The organism is Stenotrophomonas sp. G4 (assembly GCF_003428825.1).
Lineage (GTDB): Bacteria > Pseudomonadota > Gammaproteobacteria > Xanthomonadales > Xanthomonadaceae > Stenotrophomonas > Stenotrophomonas indicatrix.
Window position 1 is genome coordinate 1741079 of the sequence record NZ_CP031741.1, and the last position, 26200, is coordinate 1767278.

The window sequence follows — 26200 nt, forward strand, 5'->3', positions numbered from 1 at the left end:
ATCGGTCAGGCCGACAGCTCCAGCAGCAGCTTGTTCAGACGGGCCACATAGGCACCCGGGTCCTTCAGGCTGTCGCCGGCGGCCAGTGCGGCCTGGTCGAACAGCACCCGGCCCAGGTCGTCGAAACGTGCGCCATCGGCTTCGGCATCCAGCTTGGCGATCAGCGGATGACCCGGGTTGATCTCCAGTACCGGCTTGCTGTCGGGCACCTTCTGGCCGCTGGCTTCCAGGATCTGGCGCATCTGCAGGCCCAGGTCCTGTTCGCCGATGGCCAGCACCGCCGGCGAATCGGTCAGGCGGTGCGACACGCGCACTTCGGCCACGTCATCGCCGAGCACGTTCTTCAGGCGTTCGACCAGGCCCTGCTTGTCCTTGGCTGCGGCTTCCTGCTCCTGCTTGTCCGCTTCGCTCTCCAGCGCGCCCAGGTCGAGGTCGCCGCGGGCGATGTCGACGAAGCCCTTGCCGTCGAAATCGGTCAGGTAGCCCATCAGCCACTCGTCGATGCGATCGGTCAGCAGCAGGACTTCGATGCCCTTCTTGCGGAACACTTCCAGGTGCGGGCTGTTGCGCACCTGGCTGTAGCTCTCGCCGGTCAGGTAATAGATCTTGTCCTGGCCTTCGGCCATGCGGCCGATGTAGTCGGCCAGCGAGACGGTCTGTGCATCGCCGTCGCCACGGGTGGAAGCGAAGCGCAGCAGGCCGGCGACCTTCTCACGGTTGTTGTAGTCCTCGGCCGGGCCTTCCTTCAGCACCTGGCCGAATTCCTTCCAGAACGTGGCGTACTGCTCGGGCTTGTCGCTGGACAGCTTCTCCAGCATGTCCAGCGAACGCTTGGTCAGTGCGGCCTTCATCGAATCGATGACCGGGCCGGACTGCAGGATTTCGCGCGAGACATTCAGCGACAGGTCGTTGGAATCGACCACGCCCTTGATGAAACGCAGGTACAGCGGCAGGAACTGTTCGGCCTGGTCCATCACGAACACGCGCTGCACGTACAGCTTCAGGCCCTTGGGCGCATCACGGTGGTACAGGTCGAACGGCGCGCGGCCCGGCACGTACAGCAGCGAGGTGTACTCCAGCTTGCCTTCGACCTTGTTGTGGCTCCACGCCAGCGGGTCGCTGTGGTCGTGGGCGACGTGCTTGTAGAACTCGGTGTACTCCGCATCGCTGATCTCGGTGCGCGGGCGGGTCCACAGCGCGCTGGCGCGGTTGACGGTTTCCCACTCGATCGCGGCGCCTTCTTCGCCGCCTTCCCTGGGCATCTGGATCGGCAGGCCGATGTGGTCGGAGTACTTCTTGAGGATGCTGCGCAGGCGCCAGCCATCGGCGAAGTCGTGCTCGCCGTCCTTCAGGTGCAGGACGATGCGGGTGCCGCGCTCGGCCTTGTCGATGGTGGCGACATCGAAATCGCCTTCGCCACGCGAGGTCCAGCGCACGCCTTCATTGGCGGCCAGGCCTGCGCGGCGCGAAGTGACTTCCACTTCGTCGGCGACGATGAAGGCGCTGTAGAAGCCGACGCCGAACTGGCCGATCAGCTGCGAGTCCTTCTTCTGGTCGCCGGACAGCTGGCGCAGGAAGTCGCCGGTGCCGGACTTGGCGATGGTGCCGAGGTGGGTGATGGCATCGGCGCGGCTCATGCCGATGCCGTTGTCGTCGATGGTGATGGTGTGGGCGGCCGGATCGAAGCTGACGCGCACGCGCAGCTCGCTGTCGCCTTCCAGCAGCTCGGGCTGGGTCAGGGCTTCGAAGCGCAGCTTGTCGGCGGCGTCGGCGGCATTGGAGACCAGCTCGCGGAGGAAGATCTCCTTGTTGGAGTACAGCGAGTGGATCATCAGCTGCAGCAGCTGCTTGACTTCGGTCTGGAAGCCAAGGGTTTCGGTCTGGGTCGTCTCGGTCATCGGGTAGGGCTCCATGTGCGGTGCCGCGCAAGCGCGTGCGGCCTCGCCAAGGGGTAGGGGTGATTGTCCCGAAATCAAGGGGTTGTTCTGGCAGGGCTGCGCCCTGCACCCGCCGAGGCCAAAGCAACAGCAACAGCAACAGCAACAGCGGCATTCCGTGGGATGGCGGGGCACTGTGGGTTTGCGGGGACGCCGTAAACCCGTCCATGGGGGCTTGGTCGCGGCATCCATGCCGCTCACACCCCGCAAACCCACAGTGCCCCGCCTTCGACAGATCGTCGCGACCTGCAGTAGATCCACGCCATGCGTGGATGAAATCTCTCAGATATCGAAATCCCCCAAGAGCCGTTTGACAGATCGCGGAAAACTGTCGAAGGCGGGGTGGGTCCGGTTGAGGGGCGTGAGCCGCATGGATGCGGCGACCGAGCTTACAGGGACGTACTTGCAGCGTCCCCCTCAACCGGACCCACCCCGCCAACCCACAGGAAACCAGCTTTTGACGTTGCTTCGGCCTCTGCGGGTGCCGGGCGCAGCCCGGCCGAACTACAATCCCGCTCATGCTGAAATTCTCGAATGAACCTCGCCAGAGGCGCCTGTGAGCGGCCGCGGTGGCAACGAAGGCCAGGTGCGCATCATCGGTGGGCGCTGGCGCAATACCCGACTGCCGGTTCCGACCCTGCCGGGCCTGCGGCCCAGCAGCGACCGCGTGCGTGAGACCCTGTTCAACTGGTTGATGCCCAAGCTGGGCGGGGCGCGCGTGCTGGACCTGTTCGCCGGCAGCGGCGCGCTGGGGCTGGAGGCGGTCTCGCGGGGGGCCGCGCATGCCACCCTGGTCGAGCGCGACCCGCAGCTGGCGCGCAACCTGTCGGCGGCCGTGGCCAGACTGCAGGCGGGTGACGTCGTGACGGTCGCCCAGGCCGATGCACTGCGCTGGCTGCAGGCCGCGCCGGCACAGCAGGCGGATCTGGTGTTCATCGACCCGCCGTTCGCCGATGGCCTGTGGCAGGACGTTCTGGCCCAGCTGCCGCGGCACCTGGCCGCCGATGCCTGGCTGTACCTGGAATCGCCGGCCGGCCACGCGCCGGCGCTGCCCCCGGAATGGCTGCTGCACCGCGATGGCGGCACCCGCGAGGTGCGCTTTGCCCTGTACCGCCGCGCCGCTGCTACACTTTGACCTCATCTGAACATCTGCTACCGCCCATGACCGTGGCCAACCGCCGCATCGCCGTCTATCCCGGCACGTTCGACCCCATCACCAATGGTCATATCGACCTGGTGAGCCGGGCCGCGCCGCTGTTTGAAAAGGTCGTGGTGGGCGTGGCGCAGAGCCCCTCGAAGGGGCCGGCCCTGCCGCTGGAACAGCGCGTGCAGCTGGCGCGTGGCGCCCTGGGCCACCACAGCAACGTCGAGGTCATCGGCTTCGATACGCTGCTGGCCCATTTTGTACGTTCGGTGCAGGGCGGTGTGCTGCTGCGCGGGCTGCGCGCGGTGTCCGACTTCGAGTACGAATTCCAGATGGCGAGCATGAACCGCCACCTGATTCCGGAGGTCGAGACCCTGTTCCTGACCCCCGCCGAGCAGCACAGCTTCATCTCGTCCTCGCTGGTCCGCGAGATCGCACGCCTGGGTGGCGATGTGTCCGGCTTCGTGCCGGCCGCCGTGCTCGAGGCGCTGCGCAAGGTCCGCGAAGCGAAGTCGGCGCAGTCGTAAGCCCTGGCCAGCAGTAGATCCTGTAGCACCACGCAATCCATTACGCACACCAACACGCAACATTCCGGGAGGAAACCCATGAACAACACCATGCGCGCGATGCTGATCGCTTCGTTTGCCCTGGCTTTCACCGCCTGCAAGAAGGAAGAAGCCGCTCCGGTCGACGAAGCCAAGCAGGCGCTGGTCGCGCCGGCCAAGGAAGACGACGCAGGCTGGAAGAAGTACCTGCAGGAAGTGGCCATCCAGAACATGGGCAACATCACCAACAGCCCGTTCCTGTACTACCTCTCGCCGGAATCGGATCCGGACTTCCAGGCCAAGTACGAGCGCCAGACCGAAAGCGCGACCCAGGCCGTAGCCCGTGGCGTGCAGCCGGGCAACATGCTGGCCTTCGGTTCGTCGGCCTCCGGCAAGATGGCTGACATGATCCAGACCGTGTTCAAGGACGTCTCGCCGGATTCGATGAAGGGCGTGCGCGTCGTCTTCATCGGCCAGTCCGCCGACAACGCCCGCGTGCAGGCGGCTGTGCAGCCGACCGGCGCCGAGTACATCTTCGTCGAAGCCAAGTAAGACCGAGCCGAGGCGGTCGTGCTTCGGCACGGCCCGGGCGGCGCCCTGAGATGGGCGCCGCTGATGACCTGACCGGCCCGCGCGCCCGCGCAGGCCGGTCCTTGTCCCAAGGCGCGGGCGTGGAGTATCGCCATGTCGCTGAAAATCAATGAGCTCTGCGTCAACTGCGACGTATGCGAGCCGGCCTGCCCGAACCAGGCCATCACGATGGGTGAAACCATCTACGTGATCGACCCCGCCCGCTGTACCGAGTGCGTGGGCCATTTCGACGAACCGCAGTGCGTGGTCGTCTGCCCGGTCGAATGCATCGACCCCGATCCGGACATCGTCGAAACCGAAATCGAGCTGCTGGCCAAGTTGCGCCAACTGCAGCACGATCATCCCGAACTCTATGCGGAGCCCCCATCCGAATGAAGTCGTTCGCCCGCCCCCTGTTGCTGCTCGGCCTGCTGCTGAGTTCCGTCGCCTGGGCTGATGCCCCGGTCCGTGCCGAGCGCCCCGATGGCGCCGCCATCGCCAGCGGTCACGCCTTGGCCACCCAGGCCGGTGTCGACATCCTGGCCCAGGGCGGCAACGCCTTCGACGCGGCGGTGGCGGTGTCCTCCACCCTGGCAGTGGTCGAGCCGATCAGCTCCGGCCTCGGTGGCGGCGGCTTTTTCCTGCTGCATGATGCGGCCACCGGCAAGGACGTGATGCTGGACGCGCGCGAGACCGCGCCGGCCGCGGCCACGCCGCAGGCCTTCCTCGACAAGAAGGGTGACCTGGACCGCGACCGCTCGGTCAACGGCCCGTGGTCGGCCGGCATTCCGGGCCTGCCGGCGGCGCTGGTCGAACTGTCGGCCAAGCACGGCAGGCTGCCGCTGTCAGCGTCGTTGCAGCCGGCGATCCGCATCGCGCGTGAAGGCTTCCCGGTCTATGACCGCATGGCCAAGGGCTATGCCTCGCGCCGTGAAGTGATGGAGCGTTATCCCGGTACGCGCGAGGTCTACCTGCGCAATGGCAAGCCGATCGCCACCGGTGACCTGTTCAAGCAGCCGGAACTGGCGCAGACCCTGGAGCGCCTGGCGGCCGGTGGCTTCGACGGCTTCTACAAGGGCCAGACCGGCAAGCTGCTGCTGGCCGGCGTGAAGCAGGCGGGTGGCAAGTGGACCGCCGAAGAGCTTGCCGGCTACCGCGTCAAGCAGCGTGCGCCGATCGTCTTCAACTACAACGGCTGGAAGATCACCACCGCACCGCCGCCGTCCTCCGGTGGCATCGCCCTGGCCAGCATGCTGCAGATCCTGGAAGGCTGGGACATCAAGCAGATGGATGCCGCGCACCGCACCCACCTGGTGGTCGAGTCGATGCGTCGTGCCTACCGTGACCGCACCTTCTTCCTCGGCGACCCGGATTTCGTGCAGATCCCGCAGAAGGTGCTGGCCAGCAAGGATTACGCGCAGGGCCTGCGTGCGACCATCCACCCGGAAAAGGCGACCCCCAGCGACCTGCTGTCGGGCAACCCGACGCCGCTGGAGGATGACGAGACCACCCACTTCTCGATCATCGACCGTGATGGCAACCGGGTCGGCGCCACCCAGACCGTCAACCTGCTGTACGGCTCGGGCCTGATTCCGAAGGGCACCGGCGTGCTGCTGAACAACGAGATGGACGACTTCGCGCTGAAGCCGGGAACGCCCAATGCCTTTGGCGTGATGGGCTACGCCGCCAACGCGCCGAAGCCGGGCAAGCGCATGCTCAGCTCGATGACGCCCACCTTCATGGAAAACGACGACAAGGTGATCGTGCTGGGCACGCCCGGTGGCAGCCGCATCATCACCATGGTGCTGCTGGGTATCCTGGGCTACGACGCTGGCCTGGACGCGCAGCAGGTCGCCGCGCTGCCGCGCTACCACCACCAGTGGCTGCCGGACCTGATCGAAGCGGAAAGCAATGCTTTCGACGCTGGCACCATCAAGCAGCTGCAGGCGATGGGCCACAGGATCGACCTGCCGGGCGAGGTCGCTGCCGGCGGCCGCGGTTCCAGCCACGTGTGGGGCAACCTGCAGACGGTGGAATGGGACCGCAAGGCCAACAAACTGTTTGGCGGCAGTGACCCGCGCAACCCGGTCGGCAGTGCCCAGGTCGTGCCGGCGCGTTGACCGCTGCGTGCGCCGGGCTTCCCTGGAACCGCTGAAGGACCCCGCCACCCGGCGGGGTTTTTCGTTTTCCGGCTAGCGATTATTTAACGAGCGGCCACCGATAATTGCGTCATGAAACTATGGTCGATCCGCGGTAATACCCAACGCCTGGATGGCGGTGCAATGTTCGGCAACGCGCCGCGCGCGTTGTGGGAAAAGTGGGCAGCACCGGATGAGCTCAACCGCATCGAGCTGGCCTGTCGTGCGTTGTTGGCGAGCCCGCTGGAAGGCAGGACGGTGCTGTTCGAAACCGGCATCGGTGCGTTCTTCGAGCCGCGCATGCGCGAGCGTTATGGCGTGCAGGAAAGCCAGCATGTGCTGATCGATTCACTGCGCGAAGCCGGCTTCGAGCACGAAGACATCGACGTGGTGGTGCTCAGCCATCTGCACTTCGACCATGCCGGCGGCCTGTTGGCCGCGTGGCACGAAGGCCGTGAACCGGAACTGCTGTTCCCCAATGCGACTTACGTGGTCGGTGCGCAGCATTGGCAGCGCGCGCTGCAGCCGCACCCGCGCGATCGCGCCAGCTTCATTCCAGAACTGCCGGGCCTGCTGCAGGCCAGTGGCCGCCTGGAAGTGGTGGACGGCGAGTATTCGAAAGTGCTTGGCCACAGCGTGCGCTTCAGTTACAGCGACGGGCATACGCCGGGGCTGATGCTGGCCGAGATCGTGGGGCAGGCGCGCGCAGGCGAGCAGGCGCACGGCGGCGTAGTGTTCTGCGCCGATCTGATTCCGGGTCGCTCGTGGGTGCACGTGCCGATCACCATGGGGTACGACCGCAACGCCGAGCTGCTGATCGACGAGAAGCGGCAGTTCCTGGAAGACAAGCTGGCGCGCAACGTGCATCTGTTCTTCACCCATGATCCGCAGGTGGCGCTGGCGCAGGTCGGGCGGGATGAGAAGGGACGTTTCGTGACGCTGCATGAGCAGGACGAACTGAAGGCGCGGGCGTTGGGGTGAGGTTGGCCGGCAGGGCTGCGCCCTGCACCTGCCGAATCAAAGGCAACAGCAACAGCAACAGCAACAGCGGGCTGTCCGTGGGTGGAGGGGCGGTGTCGGATTGCGGGGACGCCGCAAGTACGTCCTTGTAGGCTTGGCAGCCGCATCCATGCGGCTGACACCCCGCAATCCGACACCGCCCCGCCTTCGACAGTTTTCCGGTGGTCAGTAGATCCACGCCATGCGTGGATGGGGCCTTTCTTCGCTGTTTTTACGATGCCTTGAGGCAGCTGCTCATGAAGGTCTTGCGGGCGTCGCCGGCGAGCTTTCTGGTGGCGGCATCTGCGTTGCACTTCTTCATGCGCTCCTGCGGTGTGGCAGGGGTTGCCGGTGCGGCTGCGTGCGAGCTCAGGCATGTGCTCTGCGCGGGCGTGTAGGCGTCGCCTTTCAGCCCTTTGTCCTTTGCCGAACAGTCGGCCATGCGCTGCTGTTGCGGGGTCGCTGCGTTGGCGGCAAACGGGAGGCTGAGCAGCAGGGCGGCGGCGAGCAGCAAAGAGGCATTCATGGTGGCTCCAGGGCGGCGCGGGTGCGCGGAGCATTCGCCCGTTGCCGCAAAGCCGGCGTGAAGGTGCCTGGAGCAGGTGGAGCACTTCCTTTCGAAAGCGCTCCGACCCGGTCGATCTCAGCCCACGCGGGTACCGAAGATGCGGTCGCCGGCATCACCCAGGCCCGGCAGGATGTAGCCCTTGTCGTTGAGCTGCGCGTCGATCGCGGCGGTGTAGATCTCCACGTCCGGGTGCACGGCCTTCACCGCTTCGATGCCCTCCGGTGCGGCAACCAGGAAGATGCCCTTGATCCGGCGGGCGCCGGCGCGCTTGAGCATGTCGATGGTGGCGATCAGGGTGCCGCCGGTGGCCAGCATCGGGTCTAGGATCAGCGCGTCGCGCTCTTCCAGGCGGCCGGTCAGGCGCTCGAAGTAGGGCACCGGCTGCAGGGTTTCCTCATCGCGCTGCAGGCCGACCACGCTGACACGGGCGGCCGGGATCAGCGAAAGCACGCCACTGAGCATGCCCAGGCCGGCGCGCAGGATCGGCACCACGGTGATCTTGGCGCCGGCGATGCGCTGCACGCTGACCGGACCGGACCAACCCGGCAGGGTGTGCGGCTCGGTTTCCAGGTCGGCGGTGGCCTCGTAGGCCAGCAGCGTGCCCAGTTCATTGGCCAGTTCGCGGAAATCCTTGGTGCTGAGCGCGGCGTTGCGCATCAGGCCGATCTTGTGCTGCACCAGCGGGTGGCGCACTTCGACGATCTTCATGGGAGGGTCTGGCAGAAGGGGAGGCCACCATTTTAAGCGGAATGCGCGGTGGTGCCGAGCCGGGTCCGGCAGGCCAGGCTCCACCGGTGTCATGCCCATGCAACCTGCCGGACATACCGTGCTGACCCAATCTTTACACCGTTGGGGATAGCTGTGCAGAAGAAGAACACGTTGGGCCTGGCAATCAGCCTCTCGCTGCTGGTGACGGCCAGCCCGTCAGTGGTGGCGGCCGAAAACGCTGCCGCTGCCGCGGCAGGGGGTGCCGCCGCAGCGACCGATCTGGACCGCATAGAAGTGCGTGCGCAGCTGGAATCGCAGGTACGCGCCGTCGACCTGAAGCGCAGCAGCGATGCCATCGAAGACGCCGTGTCTTCAGACGCACTGGGCCAGTACCCGGACAAGAACGTGGCCGAATCGCTGCAGCGCCTGCCGGGCATCAGCGTGACCCGAGACCAGGGTGAAGGCCGTTTCGTGGTGGTGCGTGGCCTGGATGCCAACCTCAACAGCGTCAGCGTCGACGGCATCGCCATCGGCACCCCGGAAGATTCCAGCCGCGCGGCGCCGCTGGATGTGATTCCGTCCGATTCGACCGAGCGCCTGCGCGTGGTCAAGTCGCCGACCCCGGACATGCCGGGCGACGCCATCGGTGGCGCGATCCTGGTTGAATCGGCCTCGGCCTTCGATCGTGACGGCCGCAGCCTGCGTGGCAAGATCGAAGCCAGCCACCAGCAGCTGTCCGGCGAAACCAGCCCGAAGGCGGCCTTCAACTACAGCGAAGTGTTCAACGACACCTTCGGCGTCGCGCTGGGCGTGAACTACCAGAAGCGCACGTTCGAATCGGACAACACCGAAGTGGAGTACGACGGCGAAGACGATGCCGCACCGGGCGACGTCACCGCGATCAACCTGCAGCACCGCAAATACGAAATCGAGCGCAAGCGCATCGGCGCCAACCTCAATCTGGACTGGCGCCCGAACGAGGACAGCAAGTACTACCTGCGTGCGCTGTACAGCCAGTTCGATGATGCCGAAACCCGCCAGCGGGTGATCTTCAACTTCGATGACGCGAAGATGGTGAAGACCGCTACCGACCAGTACCGGTTGGACGGCATGCCGAAGGATTCCATCGACAAGCGCATGCGCTACCGCACCAAGGAAGAGAACACCTTTGCGGCCAGCCTGGGCGGCGAGAACACGCTGACCAACGCCGTGGTCGATTACAAGGTGGGTTTCACCCGCACCGAAGAGCGGGTGAACGATGAAATGGAGGCGCGGTTCAAGCTCAACGGCAAGGCCTTCAACGGTACGCTGGACCAGAGCAGCCGCCTGCCCAGCTACAGCTTCGACAATCCGCAGTGGCTGGACAACGCGAACTACGCGTTCGACCGCTTCGTGGTTTCACCCAAGCAGGTGAACGACAAGGAGCACAGCGCACAGGTCAACGTGCGCTTCGATGGCGACAGCAGCAGCATCAAGTTCGGCCTGCTGGGGCGCTGGCGCGACCGCGATGTCAACGTCGACGAAAGCGAACTGCGCGTCGGCCCCAAGGTTGCCCTGTCCAGCTGGACCACCGGCTCTCCGGATCACCGCCACGGCAGCCTGGGTGACGGCATGGATTCGGACGCGATGCGCGCGTACTGGGCGGCCAATCGTGGCCAGTTCAGTGCCCGGCCGCAGGATGTCGGCGCCAACGCGATGACCTCGCTGGAAGAGGACTACACCGCCAGTGAAGACATCTTCGCCAGCTACGCCATGGGGACCTGGGATGTCGGTGCGCTGCGCATCATCGGTGGCGTGCGTGTGGAGAACACCCGCTTCAGGGCCGAGGGCAACCAGGTCGATGTGGCGGCCAACGGCCGCAGCTACACCGTAACCCCGCGCGTGGCCAACAGCAGCTATACCAACGTACTGCCGGGCCTGCACCTGCGCTACGACGCAGCCGATGACTGGGTGCTGCGCGCGTCGGCCAACAAGACCGTTTCGCGCCCGTCCTTCGGCGATATCTCGCCGCGCGTCGGCTACAGCCGCGGCGACGAGGAAGTGCGCCTGGGCAATCCTGAGCTGGACCCGTACGAGTCGAAGAACATCGACCTGTCGGTGGAGAAGTACCTCGGCAGTACCGGTATCGTTTCGCTCGGTCTGTTCCACAAGTCCATCGACGGCTATATCGTCGAGACGGTGCGCACCAATGATCCGGCCTACGGTGGTTTCGACGTGACCCAGCCGATCAATGGCCGCAAAGCCACCGTGCGTGGTGCGGAGCTGAACTGGCAGCAGCAGCTGGCCTTCCTGCCCGCCGGCCTGGACGGCCTGCTGGTGGGCGCCAGCGGCACCTGGCTGGATACCGGATTCGACGCTGGCATCGAGGATCGCGCCGGTGAGGATTTCACCCTGCCGCGTGCCTCCAAGCACGTGTACAGCGCCCACATCGGCTTTGAAAAGTATGGCCTGAGCACCCGTCTGGCGGCGGTGTACCGCAGCGAGTACCTGGACAGCATCGGCAAGGGCCGTGCGTTCGACATCTACGTGGCGCCCAACACCCAGCTCGACTTCTCGCTGGACTACAAGTTCAACGCGAACGTGAGCGTGTACTTTGAAGCGCAGAACCTGCTGGACAAGCCGTTGGAGCTGTACCAGGGCACGCGCTCGCGCACCCTGCAGATGGAAGAGTATGGCCGCACCTACGCCGTCGGCCTGAAGGTGGCGCTGTGATGGCGCGTTGCATGACCCTGATGGCGGCCTCGCTGGCAGCCGTTCTTGCCGCCGGCTGCACGCCGGCCGCGGACAAGGCGCCGGCAGCGGCTGCAGCGACCGGCGCTGTGGCACCGGTCGAGCGCAACGTGGCGACCATCGCCGAGGCCTTCCTGACCCCGATGACCCCGGCCGACAACATCGATTCGCCCGCGTCCTGGCAGGCGCCGGATGGCAGGACCTGGCTGATCGCCACGGCCAAGGCCACCGACAAGCTGGTGGTCTACGACGGCAGCAACGGCCAGCACCTGCGCGACGTCGGCAGCACCGGCACCGGCCTGGGCCAGTTCGATCGTCCCAACGGCATCGCGGTGATCGATGACCTGCTGTGGATCGTCGAGCGCGACAACCACCGTGTGCAGGTGCTTTCGCTGCCGGACTTCACGGCGTTGGCCACCTTCGGTGCCGACGACCTGCGCAAGCCCTATGGCCTGTGGGTGGACCGCCGTGCCGATGGCTACAGCGTCTACGTCACCGATTCCTGGGACAACGGCGAGGACGCGCAGGGCAAGGACATCCTGCCGCCGCTGGCTGAGCTGGACAAGCGCGTGCGCCAGTACCACGTGTCCCGTGACGGCACGAAGGTGCAGGCGACACTGTCGGCCAGCATCGGTGATACCAGCGAAGCCGGCGCGTTGCGCGTGGTCGAATCGATCTGGGGGGATCCGGCCAATGATCGCCTGCTGATCGCCGAAGAGGACGAAAGCTACGCCAGCGAATTCAAGGTCTACACCCTGGCGGGGCGCTTCACCGGTACCACCTTCGGCCGCGACGTGTTCAAGGCGCAGGCCGAAGGCGTGATGCTGCGCACCTGCGGCAAGGACGGCTGGTGGATCACCACCGAGCAGGGCAAGCAGCGCAGCGTGTTCCATCTGTTCGATCGCCATACGCTGAAGCAGGTGGGTGCGTTCCAGGGCAATACCGTGGCCAACACCGATGGCATCTGGATGATGCAGCAGCCGACGCCACGGTTCCCGCACGGCGCCCTGTATGCGGTGCACGATGACCAGGGCGTGGTGGCCTTCGACTGGGAGAGCATCGCCAAGCAGTTGGCCCTGCCGCTGGAGTGTGGCTCGTGAGCGCGCGTTTGGTGCGCCTGCTTGCGATCGGGCTGCTGCTGGCATTGCCATCGATGGCGATGGCTGCGGCCGAGCCCAATACGCAGGTGCCGTCGGGCAGCCGCTACTACGCGGCCACACCGGTGCCGGACCGCATCGTTGCCTCTCCATCGGTCGACCCCAGCCACGGCTTCGCAGTGGCCTGGCGCACCGATGGCAGCGTGCAGTCGCCGCTGCTGGAAATCGCACGGGCCGACGATTCGCCGGCCATCGAGGGCATCGTCCAGGTGCGCGCGAAGACCCAGGTGCTGCAGACCGAGAACGGCCTGTCGCATCATCATCGCGCCGACATCGATGGTTTGCAGCCGGACACCCTGTATGTCTACCGCGTACAGGGCAATGGCAGCTGGAGCGCGTGGAACCAGCTGCGTACGCTGGCCGCTGCCGACCAGCCGCTGACCCTGCTGTATTTCGGCGATACCCAGAACAAGAACGTCAGCCATGTAAGCCGCGTGGTGCGGGCCGCACAGAAGGCCGCGCCGGATGCACGGATCAGCCTGTTTGCCGGCGACCTGGTCAGCGGTGGCGACAACATGGACGACAGCGAATGGGGCGAATGGTTCGCCGCCACCAGCTGGCTGGCACAGGAGACGCTGGTGGCGCCGGCGATCGGCAACCACGAGTACTTCGAGGAATTCGAGGACACGCCACAGGAGCGCCGCGTGCTGGGCCGCCATTGGCCGGTGACCTTCGCCCTGCCGGGCAACGGTGCCAGCGCGGCGGCGGGTACCAGCTACTGGTTCGACGCACAGGGCGTGCGCGTGGCCGTGGTCGATGGCACCTCGGCGCTGGATCTCGGTACCGCCAAGGCGCAGGCACAGTGGTTGGACAAGGTGCTGGCCGGCAACCGGCAGCCGTGGACGATCGTGCTGCTGCACCAGCCGTTCTATTCGCCGCGCGAGGGCCGCGAGAATGCTGCCCTGCGCAAGGTGCTGCTGCCGGTGGTGCGCCGTCACAAGGTGGATCTGGTACTGCAGGGGCATGACCATACCTACGGCCGTCGCGGCGAAGGTCAGGCGGCAACACCGCAGTACGTGGTGACGGTGGCGGGACCGAAACAGTACCGCCTGTCGGACGAGGCACGCAGGACGATGGACCCTGTGGGCGAAGACACCCAGCTGTTCCAGGTGTTGCGCATCGATCCGCAGCGCCTTCGCTACGAGGCCCGCACGGTGACCGGGCGCCTGTACGACGCATTCGAGCTGAAGCGCGATGACAATGGCGGCAAGCAACGGGTGGAGCAGCGGAAGGGACGGATCACGCCGCGTGACTGCGCGCGTGCCCAGACCGCCAAGGGCCGCACCGACCGGTGCTGGGAGTGAGGAACGACCGATGAGCACGCGCCCGCGCCTCGTTCCGATGGCCGCCATTGCCGTTGCCCTGCTGCTGGTGGTGGGCGCGGTGGCTGCTGCCGATACCGTACTGCACCCGTTCCTGGCCGCTCAGCCGGAGCAGGTGCCGCAGGAAGGAACGACGGGCGGGTGATCAGCGAAGCGATGCAGCAGTCCAGAAGCAGATCCACGCCACGCGTGGATTGAACCTGTCCGTGCACCATCCGCGCATGGCGTGGCTCTACTGCATTGCGTCCAGGAACAGCTCTGCTTCATCCGTGCCGCCCATCACTGCGGCGACAGCGCGCAGCGCCGCGTCGCGATGAACCGGACGGATCCCGCCATCATCGTCATCGCTGTACAGATCCTCGTCGGCATCGAGGTAAACGCTGCCGGCGGCAGCCAACGCGGCCATCAGGGTCGGCACGTCGGCGGCGAAGTCATCGGCGTCCCAGTGGCCCGCACCATGCCGGGCGAACAGCACGCGCCCGTCGTCGATGTCGAGGATGAGGGGATCGGCGCCACGGTCGGCGATCACCAGCCACTGCGCCGGCCAGTCGCTGATCGGTTCGCCATCGTTGCCGTTCCAGCGATAGCCTGCCTGGTAGGCCCACAGGCGCTGCAAGGGCGGTATCCACACCTCAAGGCCTGGAATGGTGATGCCGCAGGGGCCTTTTGCAGGATTGAATACCTCGCCGAACGGGCCGACGTGCGCATAGAATCTGGCCAGCACGTCCGGCAGCGGGAACGGCCCTTGCCACGCGTCGGCAGATTGCGGTTGCAGGGAGCCGAAGCGGGCGAACGTGGCGCGAAGATCATCCATGAGGAGGGCCGGGCAGAAGCGGAAGAGTGCGCAGCCTAGCAGAGCCGGTCGCACGCATCGCCTTCACCGTCACTGGCTATCATGGCGGCCCAGCAACTGAGAGGCAGTGCACGTGTCGGTAGCGTTGGTATGGTTCCGTCGGGACCTGCGGTTGCAGGACAATCCGGCGCTGCAGGCGGCGCTGGAAGCGGGCCACGCTGTGGTGCCGGTGTACATCCACGCGCCGCACGAAGAGGGCGAGTGGGCGCCGGGCGCGGCCTCCAATGCGTGGCGCCATCGTTCGCTGGCGGCACTGGATGCCGGCCTGCGTGCACGGGGTTCATCGCTGGTGCTGCGTGCCGGTGACAGCCTGCCGACCCTGCTGGAGCTGGTGCAGCAGACCGGCGCTGAAGCGGTGTACTGGAACCGCAAGTACGAACCGGCGACGCAACCGCGCGATGCCGCCATCAAACGCACGCTGCGCGAGCAGGGCATCGATGCGCAGAGCTGCAATGGCAGCCTGCTGTTCGAGCCCTGGGACATCGCCACCCAGCAGGGGCAGCCCTACAAGGTATTCACTCCGTACTGGCGCAACGTACTCAGCCGCTGGCGTTTGCCCGCCTTGCAGGCCGCACCGGAGACGCTGCCAGCGCATACGGTCGACAGCCTCGCGCTGGATACGCTGCAGCTGGCGCCCACGCTTCACTGGGATACCGGGTTCTGGGAACACTGGCAGCCGGGCGAGACCGGTGCGCTCGAGGCGTTGTCCGTGTTCGAGGATGGTGCGCTGCGCGGCTATCGCGAGCAGCGCGACCTGCCGGATCGGGTCGGTACCTCGCGGCTGTCGCCGCACCTGCATTTCGGCGAAATCGCGCCGTGGCGCATCGCCCACGCGCTGGAAGGCCTGCGCAGCGCCGGTACCGATGCCGATATCGATGGCTACCTCCGCCAGCTTGGCTGGCGTGACTTCGCCCATCACCTGCTGCACCACTTCCCGAAGACGCCGACCGACAACCTCAATCCGCGTTTCGATCGCTTCCCGTGGGCCAGCCCCAGTGCTGCCCAGCTGCACGACTGGCAGCGCGGCAATACCGGCGTGCCCATCGTCGATGCTGGCCTGCGCGAGCTCTGGCATACCGGCTACATGCACAACCGGGTGCGGATGATCGTCGCCAGCTACCTGTGCAAACACCTGCGTGCGCACTGGCAGCACGGTGCGCGCTGGTTCTGGGACACACTGGTGGATGCCGACCTGGCCAACAACACGATGGGCTGGCAGTGGGTGGCCGGCACCGGTGCGGACGCGGCTCCGTATTTCCGCGTGTTCAATCCCGTCACACAGGCCGAGAAGTTCGATCCGCAGGCGCGCTACATCAGCCGCTGGGTGCCTGAGCTGGCGGCGCTGCCGGTGAAGGCGCGGTTCGCTCCATGGCAGCACCCGCAGCAGTTGGCCGAACTCGCGCCCGGCTACCCGCGCACACCGCTGGTGGACCTGGCGGCTGGCCGGGATGCTGCTCTGGCCGCCTACCGTCAGTCGGCGGCGGGGTAAAGCGCTGGCTGAGCGGTCCAGACAGCTAGCTGAACACGTCCCTGTCGACCGGTGTGATCATCATCCCGACATCGCGTCCGGCTGTTTATCCTCGTTTCCGCCCGCAAGCCGCCGGCCCGACCGGAAACCAAGGAGAACACCATGATCCGCAACACCACCCGCAACGTCGCACTGGCCCTGATGAGTGCGGCCGTCCTGTCGGCCTGCGCCACCGGCGGCTCCTATGTGCAGAGTGACCCGTATGGCAACCCGACCGAGCAGCAGAACCGCACCGGCCGCAATGCCCTGATCGGTACCGCCATCGGCGTGGCCGCCGGCCTGCTGACCGGCGACAGCGCGACCGAACGTCGCCAGCATGCGCTGATCGGTGCCGGTATCGGTGCCCTCAGTGGCGCTGCGGTTGGCCAATACCAGGATCGCCAGGAGCGCGCGCTGCGCGAGCGCACCGCCAACACCGGCATCGACGTCGAGCGCCAGGGCGACAACATCATGCTGAACCTGCCCGATGGCATCACCTTCGACTTCGGCAAGTCGGCACTGAAGCCGCAGTTCTACGGCTCGCTCAATGGCGTTGCCGGCACCCTGCGCGAGTACAACCAGACCATGATCGAAGTGGTCGGCCATACCGACAGCATCGGCAGCGACGCAGTCAACAACCGCCTGTCCAAGGAACGTGCCGATTCGGTGGCGCAGTACCTGATCGGCCAGGGCGTGCAGAGCGTGCGCATCGAGACCCTGGGCGCAGGCAAGTCCTATCCGATTGCCGACAACAGCACCGATGCCGGTCGCGCCAAGAACCGCCGCGTCGAGATCCGCGTGATTCCCCTCAAACAATAACGCGCAGCGTTGTTGCTGTTCCGGCGCAGCCGGAAGGAAAATGCCGCCCTGGCAGGCGGCATTTTCTGTAGGTGCCGAGCGTGCTCGGCACGCCGATTGCCCATGTGGAAAGCCGCGCCGACCAAGGTCGGCATCCACCGGAGGCGATCCAGGAGCAGGGTACAGGCGGCATCGCTGCAGCTTAAGCTTACGCCGCCGAAGCAGCCACCTTCTCCAGGATCCGCTTGCCGCTGCTCGCCAGCGCCGCTTCCTCCTGCTCCTGCTGCTGTCGCGCCAGCTTCGCACCGGGGCATTGCGCCAGCATGTAGTTGGCATCGAAGTTGAGCTTTTCCACCAGGAAATCGACGAACGCGCGCACCTTCGGCGAGACCAGCCGGCCACCGGCGAACACCGCGTTGAAATCCACTTCCGGGCCGGTCCAGCCGGCCAGAACACGGCGCACCATGCCCGACTCGACGAACGGTTTGGCCATCACGTCGCCGGTCAGAAGCAGGCCTTCGCCACACACCAGCGCGCCATTCAGCGCAGACATGTCGTTGGCCGTCATCAGCGGCGTCACCGGGAAGTCGCGCAGCTCGCCACCGTTCTCGCCCAGCTGCCAGGTAAAGCGTGGCGAATTGCCGGTGTGGTACGGCTTGCGCATGGCCAGGATGCGGTGGAACTGCAGCTCTTCCGGATGCAGCGGCTCGCCGTAGCGCTCGATGTAGGCCGGGCTGGCGAACACCTGCGTGCGCAGGCTGCCGAGCTTGCGCGCCACCAGGTTGGAATCGGGCAGGGCACCCACGCGCAGGGCAAGATCGGCCTCACCGGCGATCAGGTCCAGCTTCTCGTTGCCCATGTGCATGTCCAGGCGGATTTCCGGGTACTGCGCATGGAACTGGCCCAGCAGCGGTGCGATCCAGGTGATGCCGATCGAATAGGGCACGGTGAAGCGCAACCATCCGCGTGGACCGGACTGCAGCTGGCTGACCGCGCTTTCGGCTTCTTCAAGTTCGCGCGCGATGCGCTGGCAATGCTCGTGATAGATCGAACCGGCTTCGGTGAGGCCGAGGCGGCGCGTGGTCCGGTGCAGCAGGCGCGCACCCAGGCGCGTCTCAAGTTCCTGCACTTTGCGGCTGACCGTGGTCTTGGGCAGGCCGAGCGATTTGGCAGCCGCGATGAAGCTGCCTTGCTCGACCACTTTGACGAAGATCAGCGTCTCGTTGAGATCGTGGGACATGGTCAGGGATCCTGGACGTCGGGGATGGGGCAATCGTGACAGAACGATTGGACCGGGGACGGGATGATTATTCCCCTTAATCAGGACTAATCAAGTAGGGGTTTGAGGTCTATCGTGGCGCCATTCGCTAATTGGAGCCCGTCCGCCATGAGCCTGCGCAACATTCTTGCCCGCTTCCGGATTGCCGGCCAGAACGCCCTGGACCTGGCAATGACCGTTGAATCCCGTCCCAGTTCCTTGGTTAACAAGGATTTTCGGGAGTTTACCGCACCCATGCGTCAGCAGCGTGGCGGTGCCTTGCACCTTGCCTCGCACAAGGGTGACCGACTGCGTCGAATCGGGACTATCCCGGATTTGGGAGGAAATGTCCCGTGAATGGGATTCTGACGCCCGAGGTCCTGGTTCTCGGCGGCACCGGTGCCGTGGGCCAGGGTGTGGTCGGTGCATTGCTGGAGGCCGGCAGCCCCGTGCTGGTGGTCGGCCGCGATCCCGGCCGCCTGGCGGCGTTGCACGAGCAGTTCGCTGATGAGCCGGGCCTGCAGACGATGCTGGGCTCGCTCAGCGATGACAGTTCGGCACGTGCGCTGGCCGAACGCGTGGCACAGCGCCCGCGCCCGCTGGCAGCGGTGGTTGCCGCGATGGGCGGCCCGTACAACCGTGGCCGCGTGGTCGAGCGTGGCGGTGACGCCCTGTCGGCGGCATTGCAGGCGGACCTGATGCCGCATGTGCACGCAGTGCACCACCTGCTGCCGCTGCTGCAGGACAACGTGCACGCCCGCCGCTACGTGATGATCGGCAGCCCGGCCGGGCTCAAGCCCTGGGCAGGCTATGGCGAGACCTCGATCACCACCGCCGCGCTGCGCATGTACGCGCAGGTGGTGCACCAGGAAGCGCAGGCCGTGGGCGTACGCGCGCAGATGCTGGAAGTGTGCAGTCCGGTCTGCACGCCGGCCAACGCTGCCAACGCCTGTATTGAATGGCCGAGTTCACTGCTGGTCGGTCGCCGCGTGGTGTCCCTGCTCGACGGGTGCCGCGACAACCGCGCAATCGTCCGTTGCGACAGCAGTGATGCCGAACTGCCACGCGGCCTGCTGCACCTGGAAATACCGCCGCTGTGGCGCGACACCGCAGGCGTTGCTTGACCTCGACTTTGGTTGAGGTCGCAGGATACGCCGCCGAAAGTTGATAGCAATTCTCAAATAGCTGTACCACCCCTCCGTACGGATGCATGCCATGACTTCCCCCAATACCACTCCACATCGTTTCGGTCATCGCATCGCGATGGCTGGCGTGTCGATCCTCGCTGCCGCCGTCCTGGCGGCCTGCAGCGGTGGCCATGCCGAAGAAGCCGGCGCGCCGCCCCCGCCGCAGGTCTCAGCTGCCCCCGTGCTGCTCAAGCAGGTCAGCCAGTGGGACGAGTTCAGCGGTCGCGTCGAGGCCGTGCAGAGCGTCGAGCTGCGCCCGCGCGTGTCCGGCTACATCGACAAGGTCAACTACGTTGAAGGCGAAGAAGTGAAGAAGGGCGCCGTCCTGTTCACCATCGATGCCCGCAGCTACCAGGCCGAGTACGACCGCGCCAACGCCGAACTGGCCCGTGCGCGTACCCAGGCAGTGCTGGCCCGCAGCGAGTCCGAGCGTGCCAAGCGCCTGGCCGAACAGCAGGCGATTTCCACCGAGACCGCCGAACAGCGTCGTGCGGCCGCCGACCAGTCCGGTGCGGCGGTGCAGGCTGCGCAGGCCGCGGTGGATGCCGCCCGCCTCAACCTGGAGTTCACCAAGGTGCGTGCGCCGATCGACGGCCGTGCCGGCCGGGCGATGGTCACCGCCGGCAACCTGGTCACCGCCGGCGACAGCGCCAGCGTGCTGACTACGCTGGTCTCGCTGGATACGGTGTTCGTGTACTTCGATGCCGACGAAAGCACCTTCCTGCGCTATGCGCAGATGGCACGCAAGGGCGAGCGCCCGAGCGAGCGCGACAGCGAGCTGCCGGTGAAGATCGGCCTGTCCGGTGAAGAAGGCTACCCGCACTCGGGCAAGGTCGACTTCCTCGACAACCAGGTGACCCGCAGCACCGGCACCATCCGCGTCCGCGCGCTGCTGGACAACGCCGATCGCCAGTTCACCCCGGGCCTGTTCGCCCGCGTGCAGCTGCTCGGCAGCGGCCAGTTCCAGGCCATGCTGATCGACGACAAGGCCGTGCTGACCGACCAGGACCGCAAGTACGTCTATGTGGTCGACAAGGATGGCAAGGCCCAGCGCCGTGACATCCGCCTCGGCCGCACCGCCGAAGGCCTGCGCATCGTCGAGCAGGGCCTGGCCGCTGGTGACAAGGTGATCATCGATGGCGTGCAGAAGGTCTTCATGCCCGGTATGCCGGTGCAGGCGAAGGCGGTGGCGATGCAGCCCACCGCTGCGCCGGCGCCGGGTCGCGATGCAACTGCCGCACTGAACCACTGATCCGCCGGCTCCTGATCCGCGTCCCCGCTTAGCTGCCGGTGCCAGCGGCAGCCGTCACTGCCTTCGCCAGATTGGCGAGGGGCAGGGCGGCTGTTGCCCGCCGACGGCCTTTTCCAGGAATTCTTCCATGGACTTTTCCCGTTTCTTCATCGACAGGCCGATCTTCGCGGCGGTGCTGTCGATCGTGATCTTCGCCGCAGGCCTGATCTCGATTCCGATGCTGCCCATCGGTGAGTACCCCGAAGTGGTGCCGCCGTCGGTGGTCGTACGCACGGTCTACCCGGGCGCCAACCCGAAGGTGATCGCCGAAACCGTGGCCACCCCGCTGGAGGAGGCCATCAACGGCGTTGAGGGCATGATCTACCTCAAGTCGGTGGCCGGTTCCGATGGCGTGCTGCAGATGACCATCACCTTCCGCCCGGGCACCGACCCGGACGAAGCGGCGGTGAAGGTACAGAACCGTGTCGCCCAGGCCCAGGCGCGACTGCCCGAGGATGTGCGCCGGCAAGGCGTGACCACCCAGAAGCAGTCACCCACCTTCCTGATGGTGGTGCACCTGACCTCGCCCAACGGCAAGTACGACACCCTGTACCTGCGCAACTACGCCCGCCTGCACGTCAAGGACGCGCTGGCACGCATCCAGGGCGTCGGCGACGCGCAGATCTTCGGCGGTGGTGACTACGCCATGCGCGCCTGGCTGGACCCGGACAAGGTGGCCGCGCGCGGCCTGACCGCCAGCGACGTGGTGCGCGCCATGCGCGAACAGAACGTGCAGGTCTCGGCCGGCCAGCTCGGCGCCGAGCCGATGCCCAACAGCCAGTTCCTGACCCTGATCAATGCCCAGGGCCGCCTGCGCAGCGAGCAGGAGTTCGGCGACATCGTGCTCAAGAGCGGCACCGACGGTGAAGTGGTGCGGCTGGCGGACGTGGCCCGTGTCGAACTGGGTGCCGGTGACTACACGCTGCGCTCGCAGCTGGACGGCAAGAACGCGGTGGGTATCGGTATCTTCCAGGCCCCCGGCGCCAATGCGCTGGAAATCCGCGATGCGGTGATGGCCAGCATGGACGAGATGCAGAAAACCATGCCGGCCGACGTGAAGTACGAAGCGGTGTATGACACCACCATCTTCGTGCGCGACTCGATCAAGGCCGTGGTCTCCACCCTGCTGGAAGCCATCGCGCTGGTGGTGCTGGTGGTGATCCTGTTCCTGCAGACCTGGCGTGCTTCGATCATCCCGCTCATCGCGGTGCCGGTGTCGATCGTCGGTACGTTCGGCGCGCTGTACCTGCTGGGCTTCTCGATCAACACGCTGAGCCTGTTCGGCCTGGTGCTGGCGATCGGCATCGTGGTCGATGACGCGATCGTGGTGGTGGAAAACGTTGAGCGCAACATCGAAGAAGGCCTGACCCCGCTGGCCGCTGCGCATCAGGCGATGCGCGAAGTGTCCGGGCCGATCATCGCCATCGCCCTGGTGCTGTGTGCGGTGTTCGTGCCGATGGCGTTCCTGTCGGGCGTCACCGGTCAGTTCTACAAGCAGTTCGCGGTCACCATCGCCATCTCCACGGTGATCTCGGCGATCAACTCGCTGACCCTGTCGCCGGCCCTGGCGGCCCGCCTGCTCAAGCCGCATGGCGCGCCGAAGGATGCCCCGACCCGCATCATCGACCGTCTGTTCGGCTGGGTGTTCCGTCCGTTCAACCGCTTCTTCAAGTCCAGCTCGGAAAAGTACGAGCGTGGCGTGTCGAAGATCCTCGGTCGTCGTGGTGCGGTGTTCGTGGTGTATGCGGTGCTGCTGGTCGGTACCGGTTTCATCTTCAAGCTGGTGCCGCCGGGCTTCATTCCGACCCAGGACAAGCTGTACCTGATCGCCGGTGTGAAGCTGCCGGAGGGTTCGTCGATCGCGCGTACCGATGAAATGCTGCGCAAGGTCGCCAAGATCGCCCAGGAAACCGACGGCGTGGCGCACACCATTTCGTTCCCGGGCCTGAATGCCCTGCAGTTCACCAACACGCCCAACACCGGTGTTGCGTTCATTCCGCTCAAGCCGTTCAGCGAGCGCCATGGCCGTACCGCGGCGCAGATCAATGCGGAGATCAACCAGAAGATCGCAGGCCTGCAGGAAGGGTTCGCCTTCGCCATGATGCCGCCGCCGATCCTCGGCCTCGGTAACGGCAACGGCTACCAGATGTTCATCCAGGACCGTGGCAACCTCGGCTATGGCGCATTGCAGAACGCGGTGCAGTCGATGCAGGGTGCGGTTGCGCAGACCCCGGGCATGGCCTTCCCGATCACCAGCTATCAGGCCAACGTGCCGCAGCTGGATGCCGAGGTGGACCGTGTCAAGGCCAAGGCCCAGGGCGTACAGCTGACCGAGTTGTTCGACACGCTGCAGACCTACCTGGGTTCGGCCTACGTCAACGACTTCAACCAGTTCGGACGTACCTGGCAGGTGATCGCGCAGGCCGATGGCCAGTTCCGTGACAGCGTCGAAGACATCGGCAAGCTGCGGACCCGCAACGACCGTGGCGAGATGGTGCCGATCGGCTCGATGGTCACCGTCAAGGAAACCTACGGTCCGGACCCGGTGCTGCGCTTCAATGGTTACCCGGCCGCTGACCTGGCCGGTGAAGCCGACCCGCGTGTGCTGTCCTCGGCCGAAGCGATGAACAACCTCACCGCCATCGCCGCCAAGGTGCTGCCGGTGGGCATGGCGACCGAATGGACCGACCTGAGCTACCAGCAGGCGACCCAGGGCAAGGCGGCCTTCATCGTGTTCCCGGTGGCGATCATGCTGGCCTTCCTGGTGCTGGCCGCGCTGTACGAAAGCTGGTCGCTGCCGCTGGCGGTGATCCTGATCGTGCCGATGACCCTGCTGTCGGCGCTGTTCGGCGTGTGGATGACCGGCGGCGACAACAACGTGTTCGTGCAGGTCGGCCTGGTGGTGCTGATGGGCCTGGCGTGCAAGAACGCGATCCTGATCGTCGAGTTCGCCAGAGAGCTGGAAATGGGCGGCAAGGGCATCGTCGAAGCGGCACTGGAAGCCTGCCGCCTGCGTCTGCGCCCGATCGTGATGACCTCCATCGCCTTCATCGCCGGCACCGTGCCGCTGGTGCTGTCGCATGGCGCTGGCGCCGAAGTGCGCTCGGTGACCGGCATCACGGTGTTCGCCGGCATGCTGGGCGTGACCCTGTTCGGCCTGTTCCTGACCCCGGTGTTCTACGTGGCACTGCGCAAGTTCGTCACCCGCAACGGTGGTGGCCAGCTGGTGCAGCACGGCGAGCCGACCATCCATCACTGACATGGAAAACAGCGGCGCCGGCAATCACCGGCGCCCGCTTCCCCCTACCAAGGCAACGAATCCATGAACACCCATCAGAACAAGATCGCGCTGGTCACCGGCGCAACCCGCGGCATCGGCTTGGAAACCGTGCGCCAGCTGGCACAGGCCGGCGTGCACACGCTGCTGGCCGGACGCAAGCGCGAAACCGCAGTGGAACTGGCGTTGAAGCTGCAGGCCGAGGGCCTGCCGGTGGAAGCGCTGCAGCTGGACGTCAATGATGGCGCCAGCATCGCCGAGGCGGTCGAGCAGGTGCGTCAGCGCCATGGTCGTCTGGACATCCTCGTCAACAACGCCGGCATCATGATCGAAAACCCAGCGCAACTGCCGTCGGAGCAGTCGCTGGACACTTGGCGTCGCACGTTCGAGACCAACGTGTATGCGCTGGTGGCGGTGACTCAGGCCTTCCTGCCGCTGATCAAGCAGGCCAAGTCCGGCCGCATCGTCAACGTCTCCAGCATGCTCGGCTCGCAGACCCTCCATGCCGATCCGACCTCGGGCATCTACGACTTCAAGATCCCGGCCTACAACGCGTCCAAGGCCGCGGTGAACAGCTGGACCCTGGCCCTGGCCCATGAACTGCGCAGTACGCCGATCAAGGTCAACACCGTGCACCCCGGCTACGTGAAAACCGATATGAACGGTGGCAACGGCGAGATCGAAATCGCCGAGGGCGCGCGTTCCAGCGTGCAGATGGCGCTGATCGGCGAGTCCGGCGCCAGCGGCAGCTTCACCTACCTGGGCGAGGTGCTGCCATGGTGATCCGCACCCTGGCGATGGCCGTCTCCAGCCTGGTGCTGGCGGGCTGTGTCAGCGTCGGCCCCAACTACAAGGCACCGGTGCAGGAGCCCGTCGTCCTGCAGGGTGCACAGCAGCCGGTCTTCAGCACCGCCTCGCCGGTGGCCAGCTGGTGGGCGCAGTTCGATGACCCGGTGCTTGAAGAACTGGTGCACGGCGCGCTGTCGGACAACCTGGACCTGCGCGTGGCTGTCGCCCGTGTCAGTCAGGCCCGTGCCGTGTTTGTCGAGAGCCGCTTCGACCAGGCGCCACACGTTACCGCTGGCGGCAGCTACGACCGCCGCAAGCAACCCGATCCGCAGCTGGGTGGGCAGCGGGTGTTCAGTGAAAGCTACCAGCTCGGCTTCGATGCGGGCTGGGAGCTGGATCTGTTCGGCCGCAAGCGCCGTGCTGCAGAGGCTGCGCGTGCCGACCTGGACGCCGAGCAGGCCAACCTTGCCGACGCGCAGGTGCTGATCGCTGCCGAAGTGGCACGCAACTACTTCGAACTGCGTGGCACCCAGAAGCGCATCGCGGTGGCCCAGCGCACCCTGGTCAACCTGCGCGATACGCAGCGGCTGACCGAGGCGCGCTGGGAACTGGGGGCCGGCAGCGAGCTGGACGTGCAGAGCAGCCGCGCACGGTTGAAAGCCATCGAGGCCGACATCCCGCTGCTGGAAGTGGCCGAGACGCAGTCGCGCAACCGGTTGGCTGTCCTGCTTGGCCAGCGCCCGGAAGTGTTGACCGCCATGCTGGCGCCGCACGAAGTGCCGGCGTTTGCCAAGGCACTGCCGCTGGGTGATACCCGCGAACTGCTGCGCCAGCGTGCCGACGTGCGCGTGGCCGAGCGTCGCCTGGCTGCCGCCACCGCGCGTGTCGGCGTGGCCACGGCCGATCTGTTCCCGCGGCTGTCGCTGTCCGGTTTCGTCGGCTTCCTCGGCGGCGATGCCAGTGGCCTGGTCAACGGCAACAACAAGGCCTGGTCGCTGACCCCGTCGTTGAGCTGGGCGGCATTCGACTTCGGTACGGTCAAGGCACGCCTGCGTGCCAGCAAGGCCGAGGCCGAGGGCGTGGCGGCGCAGTACGAACAGGCGGTGCTGCTGGCGCTGGAGGACACCGAGAACGCGTTGACCCGCTACTCCAAGCAGCAGGCACGGCTGGCCATCGTGGTCGAGCAGGCGCAGGCGGCGCGGCGTGCCGAATCGCTGGCGCAGATCCGCTACCGCGAAGGGTCGGAGGACTTCCTGACCCTGCTGGACGCGCAGCGCACGCAGCTGGTGGCCGATGATGCACTGGCGGCAGCCGAATCAGAGGTCAATGTCAGTGTCGTGGGTGTGTACAAGGCACTCGGTGGCTGGGGCCAGTCACCGCAGGCGCCGAGCGTGGCGCAGGCGCGCTGATCAACGGGGGGAC

22 protein-coding genes and 1 pseudogene are annotated in these 26200 nt (G+C 66.1%); 18 read left to right on the forward strand and 5 right to left on the reverse strand.

Annotated elements, in window-relative coordinates; all coding sequences use genetic code 11:
• Positions 1–5: 5 nt before the first annotated feature.
• A complete protein-coding gene (htpG, locus tag D0Y85_RS08255) occupies positions 6–1898 on the reverse strand; it encodes a molecular chaperone HtpG (RefSeq protein ID WP_117310117.1) in 1893 nt (630 codons plus the stop codon).
• Positions 1899–2493: 595 nt separating this feature from the next.
• Here htpG and rsmD point away from each other — a divergent pair.
• The 6 genes from rsmD (at position 2494) to D0Y85_RS08290 (ending at position 7315) form a co-directional block, all read left to right on the forward strand.
• A complete protein-coding gene (gene rsmD, locus D0Y85_RS08265) occupies positions 2494–3072 on the forward strand; it encodes a 16S rRNA (guanine(966)-N(2))-methyltransferase RsmD (RefSeq protein ID WP_117310118.1) in 579 nt (192 codons plus the stop codon).
• A 26-nt stretch (positions 3073–3098) separates the two neighbouring features.
• A complete protein-coding gene (coaD, locus tag D0Y85_RS08270) occupies positions 3099–3608 on the forward strand; it encodes a pantetheine-phosphate adenylyltransferase (RefSeq protein ID WP_008267036.1) in 510 nt (169 codons plus the stop codon).
• 78 nt (positions 3609–3686) lie between these two features.
• Entirely contained in the window at positions 3687–4178 is a 492-nt protein-coding gene (locus tag D0Y85_RS08275; protein WP_117310119.1) for a hypothetical protein, read from the forward strand.
• A gap of 132 nt (positions 4179–4310) precedes the next feature.
• On the forward strand, positions 4311–4592 hold the full coding sequence (locus tag D0Y85_RS08280; RefSeq protein WP_025878828.1) for a YfhL family 4Fe-4S dicluster ferredoxin: 282 nt from the start codon (positions 4311–4313) through the stop codon (positions 4590–4592).
• On the forward strand, positions 4589–6316 hold the full coding sequence (gene ggt / locus D0Y85_RS08285; protein ID WP_117310120.1) for a gamma-glutamyltransferase: 1728 nt from the start codon (positions 4589–4591) through the stop codon (positions 6314–6316). The genes D0Y85_RS08280 and ggt overlap by 4 nt, the downstream gene beginning before the upstream one ends.
• Positions 6317–6427: 111 nt before the next feature.
• On the forward strand, positions 6428–7315 hold the full coding sequence (locus tag D0Y85_RS08290) for an MBL fold metallo-hydrolase (RefSeq protein WP_117310121.1): 888 nt from the start codon (positions 6428–6430) through the stop codon (positions 7313–7315).
• 250 nt (positions 7316–7565) lie between these two features.
• On the opposite strand, the gene D0Y85_RS08295 is transcribed toward D0Y85_RS08290, so the two are convergent.
• Together D0Y85_RS08295 and upp are read right to left on the reverse strand one after the other, a co-directional pair.
• Positions 7566–7859, reverse strand: coding sequence for a PsiF family protein (locus tag D0Y85_RS08295; RefSeq protein WP_117310122.1), 294 nt, complete (start codon positions 7857–7859; stop codon positions 7566–7568).
• Positions 7860–7976: 117 nt separating this feature from the next.
• Entirely contained in the window at positions 7977–8609 is a 633-nt protein-coding gene (upp, locus tag D0Y85_RS08300; protein ID WP_049470437.1) for a uracil phosphoribosyltransferase, read from the reverse strand.
• A 153-nt stretch (positions 8610–8762) separates the two neighbouring features.
• On the opposite strand from upp, the gene D0Y85_RS08305 reads away from it, so the two are divergent.
• From D0Y85_RS08305 to D0Y85_RS08320, 4 genes and pseudogenes are all read left to right on the forward strand, one after another.
• Positions 8763–11321, forward strand: coding sequence for a TonB-dependent receptor (locus D0Y85_RS08305; protein ID WP_117310123.1), 2559 nt, complete (start codon positions 8763–8765; stop codon positions 11319–11321).
• Positions 11321–12439, forward strand: a complete 1119-nt coding sequence (locus D0Y85_RS08310) for a phytase (protein WP_117310124.1) — start codon at positions 11321–11323, stop codon at positions 12437–12439. The genes D0Y85_RS08305 and D0Y85_RS08310 overlap by 1 nt, the downstream gene beginning before the upstream one ends.
• A 53-nt stretch (positions 12440–12492) precedes the next feature.
• Positions 12493–13800: a metallophosphoesterase family protein gene (locus tag D0Y85_RS08315; RefSeq protein ID WP_117311884.1), complete on the forward strand. Its 1308-nt coding sequence runs from the start codon at positions 12493–12495 to the stop codon at positions 13798–13800.
• A gap of 10 nt (positions 13801–13810) precedes the next feature.
• Positions 13811–13945, forward strand: a pseudogene (locus D0Y85_RS08320) (inorganic diphosphatase); the annotation flags it as partial.
• Between the two features lie 105 nt (positions 13946–14050).
• Here D0Y85_RS08320 and D0Y85_RS08325 read toward each other — a convergent pair.
• Positions 14051–14686: a hypothetical protein gene (locus tag D0Y85_RS08325; RefSeq protein WP_240329369.1), complete on the reverse strand. Its 636-nt coding sequence runs from the start codon at positions 14684–14686 to the stop codon at positions 14051–14053.
• Between the two features lie 58 nt (positions 14687–14744).
• Between D0Y85_RS08325 and D0Y85_RS08330 the strand changes: the two genes are divergently transcribed.
• The gene (locus D0Y85_RS08330; protein ID WP_117311885.1) at positions 14745–16160 is read left to right on the forward strand and encodes a deoxyribodipyrimidine photo-lyase; all 1416 of its coding nucleotides are present in this window, start codon (positions 14745–14747) and stop codon (positions 16158–16160) included.
• A gap of 141 nt (positions 16161–16301) precedes the next feature.
• The gene (locus D0Y85_RS08335; RefSeq protein ID WP_117310126.1) at positions 16302–16997 is read left to right on the forward strand and encodes an OmpA family protein; all 696 of its coding nucleotides are present in this window, start codon (positions 16302–16304) and stop codon (positions 16995–16997) included.
• A 187-nt stretch (positions 16998–17184) separates the two neighbouring features.
• Here D0Y85_RS08335 and D0Y85_RS08340 read toward each other — a convergent pair whose 3' ends face one another.
• Positions 17185–18216, reverse strand: coding sequence for a LysR family transcriptional regulator (locus D0Y85_RS08340; protein ID WP_025878839.1), 1032 nt, complete (start codon positions 18214–18216; stop codon positions 17185–17187).
• A gap of 147 nt (positions 18217–18363) precedes the next feature.
• Between D0Y85_RS08340 and D0Y85_RS08345 the strand changes: the two genes are divergently transcribed.
• From D0Y85_RS08345 to D0Y85_RS08370, 6 genes are all read left to right on the forward strand, one after another.
• Positions 18364–18591 (forward strand): hypothetical protein, encoded by a 228-nt coding sequence (locus D0Y85_RS08345; RefSeq protein WP_025878840.1) that lies wholly within the window; start codon positions 18364–18366, stop codon positions 18589–18591.
• On the forward strand, positions 18588–19358 hold the full coding sequence (locus tag D0Y85_RS08350; protein ID WP_025878841.1) for an SDR family NAD(P)-dependent oxidoreductase: 771 nt from the start codon (positions 18588–18590) through the stop codon (positions 19356–19358). Before D0Y85_RS08345 ends, D0Y85_RS08350 begins: the two co-directional genes overlap by 4 nt.
• 91 nt (positions 19359–19449) lie before the next feature.
• Positions 19450–20673, forward strand: coding sequence for an efflux RND transporter periplasmic adaptor subunit (locus D0Y85_RS08355; RefSeq protein ID WP_025878842.1), 1224 nt, complete (start codon positions 19450–19452; stop codon positions 20671–20673).
• A 127-nt stretch (positions 20674–20800) separates the two neighbouring features.
• Positions 20801–23971 (forward strand): multidrug efflux RND transporter permease subunit, encoded by a 3171-nt coding sequence (locus tag D0Y85_RS08360; protein ID WP_025878843.1) that lies wholly within the window; start codon positions 20801–20803, stop codon positions 23969–23971.
• Positions 23972–24034: 63 nt separating this feature from the next.
• Positions 24035–24772 carry an SDR family oxidoreductase gene (locus D0Y85_RS08365; protein WP_025878844.1) on the forward strand — a complete coding sequence of 246 codons (738 nt, stop codon included), beginning with the start codon at positions 24035–24037 and terminating at the stop codon, positions 24770–24772.
• A complete protein-coding gene (locus D0Y85_RS08370; protein WP_117310127.1) occupies positions 24766–26187 on the forward strand; it encodes an efflux transporter outer membrane subunit in 1422 nt (473 codons plus the stop codon). The genes D0Y85_RS08365 and D0Y85_RS08370 overlap by 7 nt, the downstream gene beginning before the upstream one ends.
• Positions 26188–26200: the final 13 nt, after the last annotated feature.